Annotated in this window: 8 protein-coding genes; 3 read left to right on the plus strand and 5 right to left on the minus strand. The window is 66.9% G+C overall.

Annotated elements, in window-relative coordinates:
• Positions 1-2: 2 nt before the first annotated feature.
• Positions 3-2,300 carry a TonB-dependent siderophore receptor gene (locus tag OXQ33_RS02515; protein ID WP_267433091.1) on the minus strand — a complete coding sequence of 766 codons (2,298 nt, stop codon included), beginning with the start codon at positions 2,298-2,300 and terminating at the stop codon, positions 3-5.
• A gap of 72 nt (positions 2,301-2,372) precedes the next feature.
• Entirely contained in the window at positions 2,373-5,093 is a 2,721-nt protein-coding gene (locus OXQ33_RS02520; RefSeq protein ID WP_267433092.1) for a pitrilysin family protein, read from the minus strand.
• Between the two features lie 125 nt (positions 5,094-5,218).
• Here OXQ33_RS02520 and OXQ33_RS02525 point away from each other — a divergent pair, with 125 nt between their 5' ends.
• Entirely contained in the window at positions 5,219-6,661 is a 1,443-nt protein-coding gene (locus OXQ33_RS02525; RefSeq protein WP_267433093.1) for a PLP-dependent aminotransferase family protein, read from the plus strand.
• Positions 6,662-6,779: 118 nt separating this feature from the next.
• Here the strand turns inward: OXQ33_RS02525 and OXQ33_RS02530 are convergent, their stop codons facing one another.
• The 3 genes from OXQ33_RS02530 to OXQ33_RS02540 all read right to left on the minus strand — a co-directional run bounded on the left by OXQ33_RS02530 (position 6,780) and on the right by OXQ33_RS02540 (position 13,248).
• On the minus strand, positions 6,780-7,943 hold the full coding sequence (locus OXQ33_RS02530; protein WP_267433094.1) for a serine hydrolase domain-containing protein: 1,164 nt from the start codon (positions 7,941-7,943) through the stop codon (positions 6,780-6,782).
• Positions 7,940-10,204 (minus strand): penicillin acylase family protein, encoded by a 2,265-nt coding sequence (locus OXQ33_RS02535; protein ID WP_267433095.1) that lies wholly within the window; start codon positions 10,202-10,204, stop codon positions 7,940-7,942. The genes OXQ33_RS02530 and OXQ33_RS02535 overlap by 4 nt, the downstream gene beginning before the upstream one ends.
• A 92-nt stretch (positions 10,205-10,296) precedes the next feature.
• Positions 10,297-13,248, minus strand: coding sequence for a TonB-dependent receptor (locus OXQ33_RS02540; protein ID WP_267433096.1), 2,952 nt, complete (start codon positions 13,246-13,248; stop codon positions 10,297-10,299).
• 275 nt (positions 13,249-13,523) lie between these two features.
• Here OXQ33_RS02540 and OXQ33_RS02545 point away from each other — a divergent pair, with 275 nt between their 5' ends.
• Both OXQ33_RS02545 and OXQ33_RS02550 read left to right on the plus strand, forming a co-directional pair.
• Complete coding sequence (locus OXQ33_RS02545; protein ID WP_267433097.1) at positions 13,524-15,860, plus strand: penicillin acylase family protein; 2,337 nt, start codon at positions 13,524-13,526, stop codon at positions 15,858-15,860.
• The gene (locus tag OXQ33_RS02550) at positions 15,857-17,443 is read left to right on the plus strand and encodes an amidohydrolase family protein (protein ID WP_267433098.1); all 1,587 of its coding nucleotides are present in this window, start codon (positions 15,857-15,859) and stop codon (positions 17,441-17,443) included. Before OXQ33_RS02545 ends, OXQ33_RS02550 begins: the two co-directional genes overlap by 4 nt.
• Positions 17,444-17,483: the final 40 nt, after the last annotated feature.

The following is a 17,483-nucleotide window of genomic DNA, read 5'->3' on the forward strand; positions in this document are numbered from 1 at the left end:
GATCAGAAGAAACGATAGCCGACGGTCAGCCGCCACGTGCGCGGCTCGCCCAGCGGAATATAGCTGTCGAACCGGGTCGGCGCATAGGATTTGCGGTCGAACAGGTTGCGGACGCCGACATTGATGTCCAGCGCGCCGATCGACACGAATCCGTTGAGATTGGCCAGCGCGGCACCCGCGATCCGGTAGGTGTTCAGGCGATCGATCGCCGAACTCGACCGGCCCGCCACCCCGGCGCCCAGCCCGGCGCGGACGTCGTTGGCGACCTTGCGCTCATAGGACGCATAAAGGTTGTACACGTCGCGCGGCTGGCCGTTGACGGTGTTGCCGATCGTCGGCGTCGGGGCCAGGAACTTGTATTCGGTCCGCGTGAACGCCGCCGACAGCGTCAGGCCGGTCAACGGCGTGCCGCTGACGTTCAGGTCGATGCCCCGGCCCAACTGCCCAGGCAGCGCGATCGAGAAACCGGGATTGATCGGATCGCGGTCGATGAGGTTGCTCTGTCGGATGCTGAAATAGGATGCGTTGATCAGCATGCGCTTGTCGAACAGGTCCCACTTGATGCCGGTTTCGGCATTGCGGCTCTTGATGTCGCCTAGCCTTTCCTTGGCGACGTTCAGCGTGAAGGTCGGCGTATACCCATAGGCCAAGGTGCCGAACACGGACAGCGTATCGGTAATATCGACCACGGCACCGAAATTGGGGGTGGTGGCCGTCGCATGGCTGGAGCTGGGGCCGAAACGGGCGACGATCGAGGTGAAGTCCAGGATGTTGCGACGAACCGCCGCCATAAGGTGGATCGGACCGAAGCCAATGAGATATTGGCCGTAATAGCCACGCTGCTTGCCGATGACCGTTGATCGCTCTCGATAGATCGTCGCGAGCGGCGGCAGGGTTCCGCCGGGGGTGAGGAAATTATAGGGGAACATCCCCCCATTGGCGGCATAGATCGCATCGGTGTCGCTTTTCACATTGGTCGCGCCGACGACGATCTTGTGGCTGAACGGGCCGGTGTCGAAGGCGATGCGGGCAAAGCCATCGACCACATCGGTGGTCGATTTCTGTCGCACGCCGCTGCTCGACACGAGCAGCAGGCCGTTGTTGTTCAAGACGGCGAACGGGGAATATTGCGACAGTGCGAAGGTCGCGTTCTGATGCTGGCCGCGTACTACTACCGTCAGCCAGTCGGTCAGCTTCTGGGTCAGTTCGGCGTTGAACTGCGTGGTGCCGTTGCGGGTGAACTGTTCCTTGCCGCCCACCAGCGGCCGGTCATAGGCGACGTCGAACGGGGTTTTCGTCGCCTTGTTCAGCACGGTGTACGGCACCATGCCAAAATATTGCGTACCCGCCACGGCCGAGACGATGACGTCGGTCGTCGCGTTCTTGTAGCGCAGCGAGGGGGCGAACAGATAATCCTCGGTGCCGCGATAGCCGCCGAAATTGCGATCGGCGGTCGCAGCCGTGGCGACGATGCGCGCGCTCAGACGGTTGTCGTCGGTCAGGGCGCGATTGGCGTCGATGGTTCCCCGGATCAGGCCGAACGATCCGGTATCCATCGACGCGTACAGCCGCTCCTGAGCATTCGGCTTCTTGGTCACGATGTTGATCGTACCGCCCAGATTGTCGCCGCCCAGCAGGATCGCGTCGGGGCCCTTCAGCACCTCGATCCGCTCGATATTGACCAGCGACTGGGTCGTGCCCGCCGCGAAGCTGGAGCTGGATACCGAAGGCAGGCCATTGACCGCGCCGTTGGAGTCGAAGCCACGCACCGAATAGCTGATGCCGCCCTGCACCGTGGCGGTGTTGACGACCACGCCGCCGGCGTTGGCGAGTGCCTCGGCGATCGTCTGCGCCTGCTGTCGCTCGAGCAGCTTGGCGGAGATGACCTGGGTGTTTCGCGGCTGCTCCCGGAGCGACTGGCCCAGTCGCGACGAACTGGTCGCGCCGCGAACGAGCACACTGTTCTCGGCCTCGTTGGGCCGCGCGGTGACGACGACGTCGTTGACGATCGAGATGGCGCCCGTAGCGCTGACCTCGACCGCGACGGGCAGGCCGCGTGTCGCCTGGGCGACGGCGTCACGCTCCGACCGGGCATTGACGACCGGCCTGGCGGTGATCCCGCGTACCGCATCGGGATCGATGTTCAGCGGCTTGCCCCATTCCGCCGCGATCCGCTGCAACGCCTCGCTCAGCGGCAAGGCGGGTTGCGATACCGCACGGTCCTGCGCCGACGCGACGCCCGGTGCGGTGGCGGCCGCCAGCGCCAACAGGCTGGCGGCGACATAATGACGTGTCCCCATATTCAATTCCCCCCATGTCATTGATGGATAACAATGCGCGCCTGCCCTGCCGGGCTGTCCGCGCGGCCCCCTTCAGCGCGCCGTGGGGATCACCACGGGCGTGCCAAGCTCGAGATTCGTGAATTGGTCGCGGATGCGCTGCCAGTCGCCGACCAGCACCCAATGGACCGTATCCGGATCGGACAGCGCGCCGGTGGCGCCCCGCAATTGGCCGAGCGTCAGCGACTGAAGCCGGATCGGCTCGCGCACGACATCGTCATGCGGCAGCCCGTCGGATTCGGCGTCCGCCATGGCCTGGAGCAGGTTCGCATTCCCCTCCAGCTTGGCCGCACTCTGGTTGGCCACGCTGGTCGCGATACGGGTCAACTCGCGCTGCTCGGGCGGACGATCGCCGTTCAGGCCGCGCATCTCCTTGATCAGCTCCGCGACCGAGTCCCCGCTATGCTCCCGGCTGACCGAGCCCGCGAGGATCCAGCGCCGTTCGCCGCGCGTGTCGTACAGGCCCGATCCGATGCCGTAGGTCCAGCCCTTGTCGGCGCGCAGGTTGCTGCCGATCCGGGCGGTCGAATTGCCGCCATAGACCTCGTTGACGGTCCAGGTCGCAGCCGCCTCCGGGCTGCCGGGCGTGGCGGCCGGGATGACCTTGCCCGCCATGATGAAGGTCTGCGCCGCCCCCGGCTTGTCGATGACCGTCAGGGATGGCGTCGGGGTGCCGTGCGCTGGCGGGATCGTCGGAGCCGGTGCCGCCGGACCCTGCGCGGCCCATCCGGCCAGCGCCTTTTCCAACAGCGGCTTCAGGACAGCCATGCTGGTATCCCCCGCGATATACAGCGTCGCGCGATCGGGCCGTACGTGGCCGCGATACCATTCGCGCAAGGAGGCGGGATCGATCGCTTCCGTCGCCTGGATGTCCGTCGAAACATCCGGCGCGGGGGCATAGGGATGACCGGCGCCGTATATGGCGTTGAACAGCGCCCGATCGGCGAGCGCGGAGTTGTTCGATCGCTGGGCGGCCAGTTGCTCGCCGCGTGCCTTTTTCAGCGCTCCGACCGCCTCCGGGGTGATGCCGGGCCGGGTCAGCACATCGCCCAGGAAAGCGACTCCGTCCGCCAGTCGCTTCGCATCCCACCCGACGCTCAGGTCGGCATGGTCGAGTTCGGCGGTCTTGTTGATCCACCCGTTCAGCATCTCGGCGCGATCGGCGCGGGAGCGTTGATCCGGGGTGGTGCCGTTTCCGGCCAGCAGGTCGAGCGCGAGCGGCGCGATCACCCGCGAAGGGCCTGCAAGACCCGCATCGTCGAGGCGAAGCAGCGCGCTGTCGGTCATGGCGCCGGGCCGGGGGACCAGCACCACCTTCAACCCGTTGGACAGGCGCGCTCGCTCCACCGCCGGAAACACGATCGGCGTCATCTGGCCTATCGGCGGCGGTCCCTGGGTCAGGTCATAGCCCCCCGGCGTCGCCTGCGCCGTCGGCTTGGGACGGACGATCAGTCGGTAGCCGGGGCGACCATAGACCGCCTCGACTTCACGCCGGACACTCTCCGGCGTCGCCGTGCGCAGTTCGCGCAAGTAAGTCGCGGCATAGTCGGTATCGTCGGTCTGGTTCGCCGCCCGAGCCTGCAGGAACGCCTTGCCCGACGTGCTGTCCTGCAACCCGAACATATATTGCGTGCGGGCCGCCCGCGCGCGTTCCAGTTCGTCGGGGGTGGGGCCCTCGGCGATGTAGCGGGCGATGACGGCGTCGATCTCCGCCTCGGCGCGCGTGATCTGGTCCGCCGGGATACCGTCGATGACGAAGCCCATCCGGCTCGATAGCTGTCCTTCGTTGAAGGTGACGAAGGCGGAACTGGCGATGCCCAGTTCCTCGATCAGGCGCCGGTTGAGCCGCGAGCGCGCGCCCGCCGCCATGATCTGCGCGGTCAGGTCCAGCGCGGCGATCGACGGCGAGCCCTGTGGCGGTGCGATATAGGTGGCATAGATACGCCCCTGCGGCACCGACCGGAAAATCTCGCGCCGCACCGGTCCGGTCATCGGCGACGTCCGCGTCAGCAGCCGGTCGAGCGGCTGTCGGGGTGCCAGTCCGCCGAAATATTTCTCGACCAGCCGCCTGGCCTCGTCCCCGGTGACATCGCCAGCCAGGATCAGTGTCGCGTTCGACGGGCCATAATGGGCGTCGAACCACTGGCGGGCGATATCCACGGTCACCGCCTCCAGATCGGCATCCTCGCCGATCACGCTGTGGTGATAGGGATGGTCCGCCGGATACATATCCGCCAGCGTGGTCGCTTCGTCGGTGCCGTCGGGGCGGCTGCCGCGCTGGCGCTTCTCGTTCAGCACGACCCCGACCTCGCGCTTCACCCGCTCGGGCGTCAGTGCTTCGCCGACATAGCCCATCCGGTCGGCTTCGAGGAACAATACCCGCTCCAGCGCGGCACGCGGAAACGTCTCGAACAGGGTCGTGGCGTCCTGGTTCGTGCTGGCATTGACGTTGGTCGCGCCCAGATCCCGCAGCGAGACGAAAGCGTTCTGATTCCAATGTGCGCTGCCGTCGAGCAGGAGATGCTCGTAGAGATGCGCATAACCATATTGGCCCGGCTTTTCGTCCTTCGACCCGACATCATAGACCACGGTCGCGGTGATGAGCGGCACGCGCTTGCTGGTCTGGACGATGACCTTCAGTCCGTTGGACAGCGTGAAGCGCGTGACAGGGTCACTGATCGCCGATGGTGCGCTCGTCGGCTGCCGGTTCTGTACCGTGACCGGATGGCCCGCCGATCGCACATTGTTTCGCATCGAACCATCGGGGGCGACGGTTCCAGACGCGGCAATGGCCGACAGCGCAACAAACGGAAAGAAGCTTATCATTCGGTGACATTAGCGATTGCTAGGCCGCTGGCTTCAGGCCAAAAGTCTAAAAGATGATCAGCCTGTCCCACCTATTTGACCAGGACACTCCATCGACGGAGGCGGAGCCGACGGAAGCCGGCTCGTCGGCGGCCGAGGGCAACAAGGTGCTGCGCCTCGTCCAGACCGTCGGCCAGGCGATGGCCGATGGTCGCCTTGCGCCCGGCCAGAGACTGCCCTCGATCCGGGCCATGGCCGCCGAGCATGGTGTGAGCCGCGACACCGTACAGCGCGCCTATGACAAGTTGGTTGCTGGCGGGAAAATCCAGTCGCGGCGCGGCGCGGGCTTTTTTGTCGTCGCGACGACCCCGCCGCCCGCCCGCGACAGAACGCCGGCGACGGTCGACTTCGAAGCGTTTCAACTCATCTACTCCGATCTGCCGCCCGATCGCGTTCCGGGAAGCGGTTTGCTGCATCACGACGATGGCTCGACCGAAGAACTGGCACGCGTGCTCAAGGGGGCGGCCACCTTGGGCAGGCGACTGGGCCGATATGGCGACCCGGCAGGCTATCTGCCGCTACGCGAGGAGTTGCAGAACAAGCTACGGATGGACGGCGTCGATGCGCCGATCGATTCGATCATCACGGCTCCGGGCTGCATCGCCGGCCTGACCCTGTGCATCCGCTCGTTCGTGCGGTACCGCACGCCGGTCCTGATCGAGGACCCGTGTTCCTTCGCCCATCTTGCCGTATTGCTGGCGCAAGGCGCGGAGATCTACCGCATCCCGCGCGAGGCGGACGGTCCGAACCTCGAAGTGCTGCGCCTGATGTGCGAGCGCCACCGACCCAAGATGTTCCTGTTGTCGTCCATGCTTCAGAACCCCACGGGCACCAGCATCTCGTTGCACAAGGCGCGAAAGTTGCTGGAGATCGCGGCCGAGTTCGACATGACGCTGGTCGACGACGCCAGTTACGCCGATCTGGCGCCAGTGACCGATGGTCGCCCCGCGGTGCCGCTGATCCTGCTCGATCAGTTGGAACATGTGATCCATGTCGGCGGCTTTTCCCAGACCCTCTCGCCGGAGATGGGCGTCGGTTACATCGTTGCGGGTGAGCGCTTCATGGAGTTGCTGCGCCTGTTTCGTCCCGTCCAGGGCCTCGCAAACATGCTGATCCCCGAGCGTGTGGTCTATCGTTTCCTTCACGACGGACTTTATCGCCGACGTTGCGAACGCATCCGGTCCCGGTTGCTGCGCCGTGGCGTCACCCTGCGTCACTTGCTGGCGTCGACGCCGGTGAAGCCGGCACAGCCGACGGCAACGGGCGGCACTTTTTTGTGGGCCAATCTCGGCGAGGGCGTCGATTCGAGCAGTGTCGCCAAACGGATGCTGGCCAAGGGCTATCTGACCGCGCCAGGGTCCCATTTCCTGCTGCCCAAGATTGGCCAGCCTTTCATGCGTTTCAACGTGACCACCACCACGCCAGCCGCGATCGAAGCCCTTATCGCGTGCATATAGCCGCTTCATGCCCTTCCTCTCCGCTGAATAACGCGTACATTCGGTCCATCACCGCGCGAAACGGTGCTGACCACATCGCCCCCGTCGTCGACCATCCGGTCGCTACGGCCGATCCGATTCAGGCGCGGCTGTCCGTCCGGGAGAGAAGGCCGTCGATAGCCGCCAATATCGCGGTGTGGATTGCGATCCGGGCTTCGCCGATGCGCTTGTTGTCGCGGGTGGGATTTACGCGATTGGTCAGGAGGACGATGAAGGCGTCACGCTGGCGGTCGATATAAATAGACGTGCCGGTGAAGCCGGTATGGATCAGCGCGTCGGGGGAAGCGCGTGGCCCGGCAAAGCTGCCGAATGCGTCGGGCATGTCCCACCCGAGCGCGCGGGACGTGCCCGGCGGTTCGGCCTGGCGTGTCGTGAAGGCGGCGATAGTGGATGGCTTCAGCAGGCCTTTACCGCCGCGAAGATAGAGTTCCGCCAGCTTGGCCAAGTCCGACGCGGTCGAAAAGAGCCCGGCATGCCCGGCGACGCCGCCCAGCACATAGGCGTTCTCGTCATGCACGACGCCCCGGATCAGCCGGTGGCGGAATATATCGTCCTGCTCGGTCGGCGCGATCCTTTCCAACCGGCTGGTGGGCGGGTTGAAGCCGGTATCCTTCATACCCAGCGGCCCGAACGCCTCGTCGTGCAGGAACCGGTCGAGCGGCTTGCCCGACAGGCGCTCGACGATCTCGCCCATCAGGATCATGTTCTCGTCGCGATACTGGTAGCGCGAGCCGGGTGGCCAGGCGACCGGCATATGGTCGATCAGGGCGAGCAGTTCCTGCCGGTTGTGGCTGTGCTGCCAGAGGAGATCGGTGGTGAACAGGCCCGAACTATGGCTGAGCAGGTGCCGTATGGTGATCCGCTCATGTCCGGGCGTGGCAGCGAAAGCCGGGAGATAGGCGATCACCGGGCGGTCGAGATCCAGCAACCCCCGGTCATAGAGCAGCTCGGCTGCGGTCGTCGTGCCGACGACCTTGGTGAGCGAGGCGAGATCGAAGATCGCGTTGCGGGGCATCGGCGGCGCATCGGGCGCGGACGACATCAGTCCGAAGCTGCGCAGCGCCACCAGCCTGCCATGGGTGCCGATCGCAACGACCGCGCCAGGAAAAGCCTTGCCGACCCAGGATTGGATCTCGTCAAAGGCGGCGGCGAAGCGCGGCGTCCGCGCCCCGGCGGCGACCGAGGGGGCGAACATCGCCGCCACGGTCATCCCCTGTACGAAGCGCCGCCGGTCGATCGTCATGGGTGAAGCTCGGTCATGTGGCGAATATGCGCGTCGACCGCCTCTCTGCCAAAGGGAAAGGGGCGCGCCTGACCGGCCAGCCACGTCGCATAGCCATCACGGTAATGCGGAGAGCGCGGGTCGATCGACTGGCCGGGCAGGGACAGGATCAGGCTCTGATCCCAATCGCCGACATCGCACACCATCAGGAAGCTTGCGCCGTGGCTGACATGATGGTCGCGGGCGGTGACATAACCGCGCGCCATCACCGTGAAGGCATCGCCCCCGGATCGCCCGCCCTCGATCGCGGGAAGCACGGCGTCGATCCCTGGCCAGCCCGACAGGGGATGGCGAAGGACGACGCGGTGGGCATCGCCCCAGCGCCAGAGGGCCGGATCGGCACCGAACGTCTCCACCGCGGCCTCCCAGGCCCGACCGAGCGCGCTTGCGAGAAGGGCATCGCGTGCCGCCTCCGGCTCGCTGCCGAGCCGCTCGTCGGGGCGGGTGAGCAGAGCGAGCATCGGTCGTGGATCGATCGACGTCACCAGATCGCGCGCCGTGTCGGGCACGATGGCGGCGAGGCACGCCTTGCCGAGTTCGCTCCATAGCATCTCGAACAGCGCGGCGGGTGCGCTGTCCGCGCCCAGCCGGGCATCCCAGTCGCGCAGCATGGCCGCCGCCTTTGCCGCCATGCCGTCGAGCCCCTTCGGCAGGAGTGGCAAAAGCGCCAGCGCGGGGAGGGACAGGTCGTCATGCTGCAACGCCACGCTGTCGGACAGGCTATGGCTGCCTGCTTCGCTGAGAAGCTGCGCGATCCGGTCGTAGCGATAGGGGGCGTTCCAGGTGAAGCTCGTCACCCCGTTGGCCGACGACCAGTCCGGCGGAAGGTTGAACTGGTTGGCCGAGGCGAACCAGCCCTGCTCCGGATTGAGAAGGGTCGGCATCTGCTTGGTTGGAAGGATGCCCTGCCAGTCATAGCCTCCGTCGCCCGGCACCGGCAACAGCCCGTCATGCCGTGGGCGGACCGGAACATGACCGAGCAGCCGCCAGCCGATATTGCCGTCGACATCGGCATAATGAAGATTGGTCGGGGCCACGTGCAGCCGCGCTGCTTCGGCAAGTTCGTCCCAGTTCCTCGCCAGGTTGAGCGCGATGATCGCGAAGGTCATGTTGGCGCCGGGACGCAGCGAGACCGACGCCATCGCCGTCGCGCGCAGGCGGGACGGATCGTGCAGCAGCACCGGGCCCTGTTCGGCATGGCGGAGCGTCACCACCACATCGTCGGCGTCCTTCACGCGGATCGTCTCGGTCGTCCGCGCGAACCGTTTCCACTGCCCCTGATGGTGATAGGATTCGGGATCGTTCGGGTTGAGTTCTTGGACGTACAAATCCTCCTGGTCGATATGCGAGTTGGTCCGCCCGAACGCATAATAGTCGGTATGACCCTGCATGATGCCGGGCATGCCGGGGCTTCCGGCGCCGATCACGTCGAAACCGGGCGCGGTGAGGTGGGCGAGGTGGCGGGGCGAGAAGCCGCCGATGCCGAGATGCGGGTCGTTGGCCAGGATCGGGCGACCGGTGGCCGAGCGTGCGGCGGCGATCGTCCAGGCGTTGCTGCCATGGGCTTCGCGGTCGAGACGGTCCTCGACCGGGTCGTAACCGGCGAACGACGCATCGGTCCAGGGCAGGGGCCCCTCGGTGTCGCCGAGGATACCCAGATCGGCCTGCGAAACGGCAGCCGGATCAAGCCCCTCAGGTAATTGCGGCGTCCAGTCCCCGGCCAGCGGCGCGACCAGCGCGTCGAGGTCGAGCAGGCCGAGCGCCGCCAGCCGGGCGCGTCGAACTTCGTCGGTGACGCTGCCCATGTCGCCGCTGCGGATGCGGACCAGATCGGCGATGTCCCAGCGCAGCGGTCGCAGCTTCAATACGCCATATTCGGGGGACAAGAGCGAGGGATCGGCCTCCAGCTCGGCGATGCGGGCGTTGATCCCATCGACATAGGCCCGGGCGCAGGCGACCACTTCGGCGGGAAGCCCCGCCAATTCGGCGGCGACGTCCCCGCGATAGAGGAGCAGGCGCGCGGCATGGTCATGGGGTACGAACCGCGCACCGAATGCCTCCGCCAATCGGCCGAGATCGCGCCGCAACTGGAGATCGATCTGGAACAGCCGGTCGCGCGCGACGACATAGCCCTGGCCGAAATAGGCATCGGGAATGGAGGATGCGCGAATATGCGGCACCCCCCATTCATCGTCGGCGATGGTCACGGGGCCGCGTGCCATGCTGCCTAACGCTCTGGCGGCACGGGAGTATGGAACGGTGCCGGGAGGCGGCGGCGATGATTGCGCATATATCTCATCGCCGCCGCACCGCTTCAGCGTGTCTGGAACCGGACGCCGACCCGGAAGGCCCGGCCGAGCAGGTCCGAATAGGTGCTGTTGGCCGCAAGCCCGGTTTCCGGCAGCAGGATGGGATCGCGATCCAGCAGGTTGGTGACGTTCAGGAACACCTCGGCCCGGCCGCCGCCACGGGTCGCGATCTTGGCGGTCAGGTTCAGGTCGAGATACATCACGCCCGAGATGGAGTTGTTGTCGATCGTCGGGAACTGCGACACGGTCGCGGCGGGCCGTCCGGTCGGGCAATTGCCGTCGCAGACGATGTAATTGTTGCCATAGGTGCCGCTGCTCACCCCGCGCGCCGTGCCGGTGACCGAGAAGCGGTCGTTTTCATAGCCCAGGTTGAAGCGATAGATCCATTCGGGCGGGCTGGTGCCGCTCAACTGGCCGACGATGTCGATCGGCACCACATTGGGCACGCCGCTGTCGGTGATGTTGTGGATGTAGCGCGTCGCCAGGCCGTGGAGCGTCACCGCACCGGAGGCTCGATCGAAGATTTCGCTGAGCGGCACCCGGTAACTGGCGTCGAAGTCGATGCCGCGCACCCATTGGCGGGCGAAGTTGAACGGGCTGGCGCGGAAGAACAGCTCGCGGTCGCCCGTCGGATCGGGGCCATAGGCGGCGCAGAAGTCCCTGCGCCCCTCATAGCAGCGATTGATGATGTCCTGGGCGAAGAACTGCCCGATCGCGTCCTTCAGCTTGATGTCGAAGCCGTCGACCGATGCGGAGAAGCCGGGCAGGAAGCGTGGCTGGAGCACGACGCCGATGGAGATCGAATCGGCCTTTTCGGGGCGCAGATTGGGGTTGCCGGTGGTGATTTCGCGGAAGGTGACGGTCGTTCGCCCGGTCGCCGGATCGGTCAGCGTGTTGGTCCGCGACGTGCCGGATGCGTAGAGCTCGCTGAGATTGGGCGCGCGGATGTCGCGCGAGCGGGTGGCGCGGAAGCGGATGTCCGGGATCGGCTGCCAGGTCGCGCCGACCTTCCATGTGGTGACATAGCCCGAGGTGGAATAGTCGGTCCCCCGAACCGCCCCGTTGAACTCCAGGCCCAGGCCCAGCGGAACCGCCGTTTCGAGATAGGCTTCCTTGACGTGATAGCTGCCGAAGGTGGGCAGGAAATTGCCGACGGACCAGCCGGTCTGGAACTGGCTGGGCACGAAGCCGGACACCGACTCGCGGCGATATTCGCCGCCCACCGCGACGCTGACGTCACCCGCCCAGGTGGCGAAGGGGGTCATCGACAGATTGGCCCCGGCGACCGTCTGCTTCAGTGTCTGGTCGCGGTAAGGATCGCCCAGCACATAGTCGATCGCCGCCGCATTGGCGACGCCGATGCCCAGCCGGTTGAGCGGCACGCAGCCATTGGTCGGCGCGGTGAGAGAGGATCGGCACACGATCGTGCCCGCCGCCACCCCCAGTGCATTGCCCGCGGGCGCCGCGACCGCGTCGGTGGCATTGGCCATGTTGGCGGTGTTCATGATGTCGCGCAGCTGCTCATGCGCGTTCGTCTCGCCATATTGGCCATAGACGTTCCAGAAGGCCTTGTGGCCGAACGCCTGGAACTCGCCCTCGCCGCCAATCGCATAGCGTTGCACGTCACGACTGCTGTTGTTCTTGCGATAGGGCAGGTCGACGGCGGTGCTGCCGACCGTGACCGAAGTGACGGCGGAGCGCTCCGCCGGGGTGATGAGCCCGGCGGACACCGCATTGGCGAGCGCGGCTTGAAGATACGGGTTGGCCGCCGTCAGCGTGATGCCGGTCGTCGATTGCGGCCCGGCGTTGAACAGCGTCTTTTGCCAGTTATAGGATGCCTCGGCGAACAGCGTCACGCCGGTCGCGACCTCGTAGCTCAACCGGCCGAACGCACCCCGGCGGTCGTCGTCCGCGTCCAGGCCGATATTGCGGCCCTGGTCGTTGACGCGCCAGTCGCCACCCTGGGTCAGCGAGGGGGCGGTCGATCCGCCCGGCGCGGGGAAGCTGAGCGCGCCATATTGGAACTGGCTCGCCGCGCCGCCCTGCCCGAAATAGATGCCGCGCAGCCGGTTCGCGACGCCGCCGCTGGAATTCAGGATGATGCCGCCGGGCGTGGTGTTGGCGACGCCGACCGGCTGGCGGATCAGATATTGCGGCTGGCCATTGGTGTTGGTGTAGTTGGGATTGGTGATGCGGACGACGCCGCGCGCGTTCCAGTCGCGATCGACCCGGAAGATGCCGTCGCGATGCGCCCATTCGCCGCTCAGCAGCAGGTGCCCGCGATCGTCGCTGCCGAAGGCGGTGCCGACGGCGGCGCTGAACGAGTAATTGGCCCCGTCGCCCCGTTCGGTGATGCCGTTGTCGGCCAGGATCTTGATGCCCCGATACTTCTTGTCGAGCACGAAGTTGACGACCCCGGCGACCGCGTCCGATCCATAGGCGGCGGAGGCACCGCCGGTGACGATCTCGACGCTCTTCACCAGCGCCTGGGGGAAGGTGTTGACGTCGACCAGCCCGGTGACGCTCGACGAAACCGTCCGCCGCCCGTCGAGCAGCACCAGCGTGCGGATTTCGCCCAGCCCGCGCAGGTTGAGCGCGTTGATGCCCGCCAGACCCGAACTGATCGCCAGGCGCGAATTGGAGGGGCGGGTGGAGCCCGCCAGCGCGGGCAGCTGGTTGACGAAGTCGGCGATGTTGTTGGTCGGGGAGGTGTTGAGGATGTCCTCCTGCGTCGCCACGGTCAGCGGCGTCGGCGACTGGAATCCGTCGCGGATGATCCGCGTGCCGGTGACGGTGACGTCGTCCGGGTCGATGTCCGTGCCGCCCGTCGCCGGTGGAGGCGGGGTCATATCGGCGGCGGGCGTCGTCTGGGCCATGGCGGGGGCGGCGAGCGCCATCGACAAGGCTGTCAGGCCCGTGCCGGCCCTGATCAGCCGGCGCCAAGATCCGTCGGTCATCTGCAATTCCCCATATTCACGATCTTCGGAGCGTGATCTCCCTGCGGACGGTCATGGTCTTATCGCTGATCCGTGCATCCGGGATGGTGCAGGCGAGACGTAACCCAGGTCAAGGGTCGACCGGCTACCGATCGTTGGGTGGGCCATAGCCTTGGATTATGGTCGCATTGCAGGTCTGTTTCGCCGCCCTATGCTTCGGGACCGGCCGCCCCGTCGGCCTGGACGCCATCGACATTGCGGGGGCGCGCCATGTGGTGGTTCGAGAAGGAGAAACCATGGTCTCTCGCCGTACATTCCTGCTCGGCGCCACGGCGTTGGGCGTGCTCGCACCGTGGCGCGGGATCGCCCAGGCGATCACGCCGACCGCCCGTGCGACGATCCCCGGACTGTCGCGGCCGATCGAGATCGTCGACGATCGCTGGGGCGTTCCGCATATCCGCGCGCTGACCAAGGCGGATGCCTTTTTCGGTCAGGGCTATGTCGTCGCGCGCGACCGGCTGTTCCAGATCGACTTCGCCCATCGCCGGGAAATGGGGCGAATGGCCGAGGTGTTCGGCGCGGCGTTCGCGGCGCACGACGCCAAGGCGCGGCTGTTCCATTATCGCGGCGACCTCGAGGCCGAACTGGCGCATGTGCCGTCGCCGGTGCTGGACTGCGTGCGCGGCTATGTCGCGGGGATCAATGCCCGGATCGCCGAGGTCGAGCGCGATCCGACCCTGTTGCCGCTGGAATATCGCATCCTGGGCGTGATGCCGCTACGCTGGGAACTGCGCGATCTGGTGCTGGCGCGCAGTGGCTCGGTCGGCAATGTCGATGACGAGATCCGCCGCGCCATGCTGGCGGCGATGGGGCGGCTCGATCTCGACCGGCTGGTGGCACCTTTGCGCCCCGCGATCGCCATGACCGTGCCGGAGGGGCTGGACCCGGCGCAGGTCAGCGAGGCGGATATGGGCGTGTTGCAGTTGGGGCCCTTGCCGTTCGGGCCGGGGACGAAGACCCGCGACCGTGACGAGATGTTGAGCGCCACCAATGCCGGGTCGAACGCCTGGACGGTGGCGGGCCGCCGCACCGCCACCGGTCGTCCGATCCTGGCCAATGATCCCCATCTGGGCATCGGCGGGTTCGGACCGCGCCATGTCGCGCATCTCACCGCACCCGGCCTCGACGTGATCGGTGGCGGAGCGCCTGGGCTGGCGGGCATCATGCAGGGGCATACCGACCACTTCGCCTTCGGCCGCACCAATTTCCACATCGACCAGGAAGACCTGTTCGTGCTGGACCTCCACCCGGACGACCCGGAGCGCTACCGCCATGACGGCGGCTGGAAACGGTTCGAGCGGCAGGTGGTCGAGATTCCCGTGAAGGATGCGCCGCCGTATCGCGCCGTGCTCCGTTATTCGGTGCAGGGGCCGGTGGTGTCGCACGATCCGGCCCGTTCGCGTGCGACCGCGATCGCCTCGGTCGGGATGCAGCCGGGCGGATCGGGGGCATTCTCCATGGTGGCGATCAACCTCGCCCAGGACTGGGCGGGGTTGCGCGAGGCGTTCAAGCTGCATCCGTCGCCCACCAATTTCCATTATGCCGATGTGCGCGGGCATCATGCATGGCAGGCCATCGGCTTCTGGCCGGAGCGCAAGCGCGGCAAGGGGCTGCTGCCGGTGCCGGGCGATGGCCGTTATGACTGGGTCGGGATGCGCGATTTCCGCGCCTTGCCCGGCGAGTTCGATCCCGCCAAGGGCTGGTTCGCCTCCGCCAACCAGAACAACCTGCCGCCCGGCTGGCCGGTCGAACGGAGCCCGGCCTTCTCGTTCCGCGATCCCGCCCGCTATGACCGCATCGCCGAGATACTGTCGAAACAGACGCGGCACAGCATCGCCGACAGCGTGGCGCTACAGCATGATACGCTATCGTCGCTCGCCCGGCGCTTCCAGGCGATGCTGCCGCACCGGCCCTCGCCCGGCGCCAAGGCGGCGGTCGCGATGCTGTCGCGCTGGGATGCACGGATCGACGGGCCGAGCGCTGCGGCGGCACTGTACGAGGTGGTGTTGCGCGAACTGAACGCGCGGATGGTCACCGCCCTGGTCCCGGAAAGCGCACGCGACCTGATCCCCGCGATCGAGCCCCCCGAACTGTTGCGTGTCGCCGCCGACCGGCCCGACCTGATCGACCAGTCGCTCGCTATCGGCTGGACGGAAGCGGCCAAACTGCTGGGGCCCGATCCGGCAGGCTGGCGGTGGGATGCGCTGCACCGGGTCCGCATCACCCATCCGCTTGCGAGGATTCCGGCAATCGCGGCGGCCTTTCCGGCGATCGAGGTAGGGGGCTCGGGCGGCGACGGCTTTACGGTGATGGCGCGCTGGCTGGGCGACGGGCCGGACTGGCGGGTCGGCGGTGGGGCGAGCTATCTGGAGGTGATCGACGTCGGCGATTGGGATCGTTCGCTGATGCTCAACCTGCCGGGCCAGTCGAACGATCCGCGCTCGCCGCACCGGCGGGACCAGGTCGGACCGTGGAGCACCGGCACGATGCAGCCCATGCCGTTCAGCCGAGCCGCGGTCGATGCCGCCGCGACCAGTATCACCCGTCTGCAACCCGAAAGGAGCATTTCATGAAGCGCCTTGCCCTGATGGCCCTGGTCTGGTGCGTCGCCACGGCGTCGACCGCGCCGCGCGTCGATGTCGTGATCCGGGGCGGCACCATCTATACGGGGGCCGAGACGCCGCCCTTCATCGGCGATGTCGAGTTGGCGGGTGATCGCATCGTCTATGTCGGGCGTACGCGGGGCACGCGGGCCGGTACGGTGGTCGATGCGCGGGGGAAGATCGTCGCGCCGGGCCTGATCGACGCGCATACCCATCCGGACAGCTATATCCGCTCCGCCGATCCCAAGGCGCGGCTCAATCTTTCCTGGTTGGCGCAGGGCGTCTCGACCGTGGTGATCGGCGTCGACGGCTATGGCCCATTCGAGGTGGCGAAGGATTCGAAGGCGCTGGAGGCGAGCGGGATCGGCACCAACGTGGTGCCGTTCGTCGGCTTCGGCGCGATCCGCGAGCATGTGCTGGGGCAGGACGCCCGCGCGCCCACGCCCGCCGAACTGGCGGAGGAAAAGCGTCTTGCCGCCCGCGCGATGTGCGAGGGCGCCTATGGCCTGTCCACCGGCCTGTTCTATCCGCCGCAAAGCTTCGCCAAAACCGACGAAGTGGCGGCGGTCGCGAGCGAGGCGGGCAAGCGTGGCGGCCTGTACGACACGCATCAGCGCGACGAGGCCCATTATTCGATCGGCCTCCTCGCCTCGACCCGGGAAGCGATCGAGATCGGGCGCATCGCGGGCACGCCGGTCCATTTCGCCCATCTGAAGGCGCTGGGCGTCGATGTGCAGGGCCAGGCGCCCGCGCTGATCGCCACGATCGAGGCGGCCCGCCGCACCGGCCAGGCCGTCACCGCCGATCAATATCCCTGGCTCGCCTCGGGATCGAGCGTGGATGCCGCGCTGGTGCCGGGATGGGCGATGGACGGTGGCTATGCCCGGCTGCTCGCGCGGTTCGACGATCCGGTCGCGCTCGCGCGGCTGAAGACCGAGATGGCGGAGAATCTGCGTCGGCGGGGCGGGGCGGACTCGCTGCTGCTGACCGCGCAGGGGCAGCCCTGGAGCGGCAAGACGCTTGCGGCGATGGCCGTGCAGTGGGGGCTCTCGCCGATCGACGCGGCGATCCGTATCCTGCGTGTGCCCAATGCGGCGGGCACCGGCCCAGCGGGCAGCGACGTGGCCAGCTTCAACATGGTGGATCGCGACGTCGACCTGATCATGAAACAGCCCTGGGTGGTGACCTCGTCGGACGGATCGGACGGCCATCCGCGCCAATATGCGACCTTCCCCCAGCTCTATCGCACCTATGTCGTCGAGCGGAAGGTGATCACCTTGTCGCAACTCATCCGCCGGTCGACCGGCGCGACCGCCGACATGTACCGCATCGCGCAGCGTGGTTATCTGCGGCCCGGCTATTATGCCGATGTCGTGGTGCTGGATCCTAGGACATATGCGCCGCGTGCCGATTATATGCATCCGCGGGTGCCGAGCGTCGGGGTGAGCGCGCTGTTCGTCAACGGGCGGCGAGCGGTGTCCGACGGAGCGGCGACGGGCGTTGCGGCGGGCCGGGCGCTGCTGCGGCCCCGGCCCGGCGGCTGCGGCCAATAGCCGGACGTTATAGGCGGCGATGCGAGCGCGATTGGCGGCG

The sequence above is a fragment of the Sphingomonas sp. GM_Shp_1 genome (assembly GCF_026540895.1).
Classification (GTDB): Bacteria; Pseudomonadota; Alphaproteobacteria; order Sphingomonadales; family Sphingomonadaceae; genus Sphingomonas.

Coding starts and splice junctions, on each gene's coding strand:
- OXQ33_RS02520 (WP_267433092.1), bottom strand. CDS start 5,093: ATGCGAAACAATGTGCGATCGGCGGGCCATCCGGTCACGGTACAGAAC.
- OXQ33_RS02530 (WP_267433094.1), bottom strand. CDS start 7,943: ATGACGATCGACCGGCGGCGCTTCGTACAGGGGATGACCGTGGCGGCG.
- OXQ33_RS02515 (WP_267433091.1), bottom strand. CDS start 2,300: ATGGGGACACGTCATTATGTCGCCGCCAGCCTGTTGGCGCTGGCGGCC.
- OXQ33_RS02545 (WP_267433097.1), top strand. CDS start 13,524: ATGGTCTCTCGCCGTACATTCCTGCTCGGCGCCACGGCGTTGGGCGTG.
- OXQ33_RS02525 (WP_267433093.1), top strand. CDS start 5,219: ATGATCAGCCTGTCCCACCTATTTGACCAGGACACTCCATCGACGGAG.
- OXQ33_RS02535 (WP_267433095.1), bottom strand. CDS start 10,204: ATGGCACGCGGCCCCGTGACCATCGCCGACGATGAATGGGGGGTGCCG.
- OXQ33_RS02550 (WP_267433098.1), top strand. CDS start 15,857: ATGAAGCGCCTTGCCCTGATGGCCCTGGTCTGGTGCGTCGCCACGGCG.
- OXQ33_RS02540 (WP_267433096.1), bottom strand. CDS start 13,248: ATGACCGACGGATCTTGGCGCCGGCTGATCAGGGCCGGCACGGGCCTG.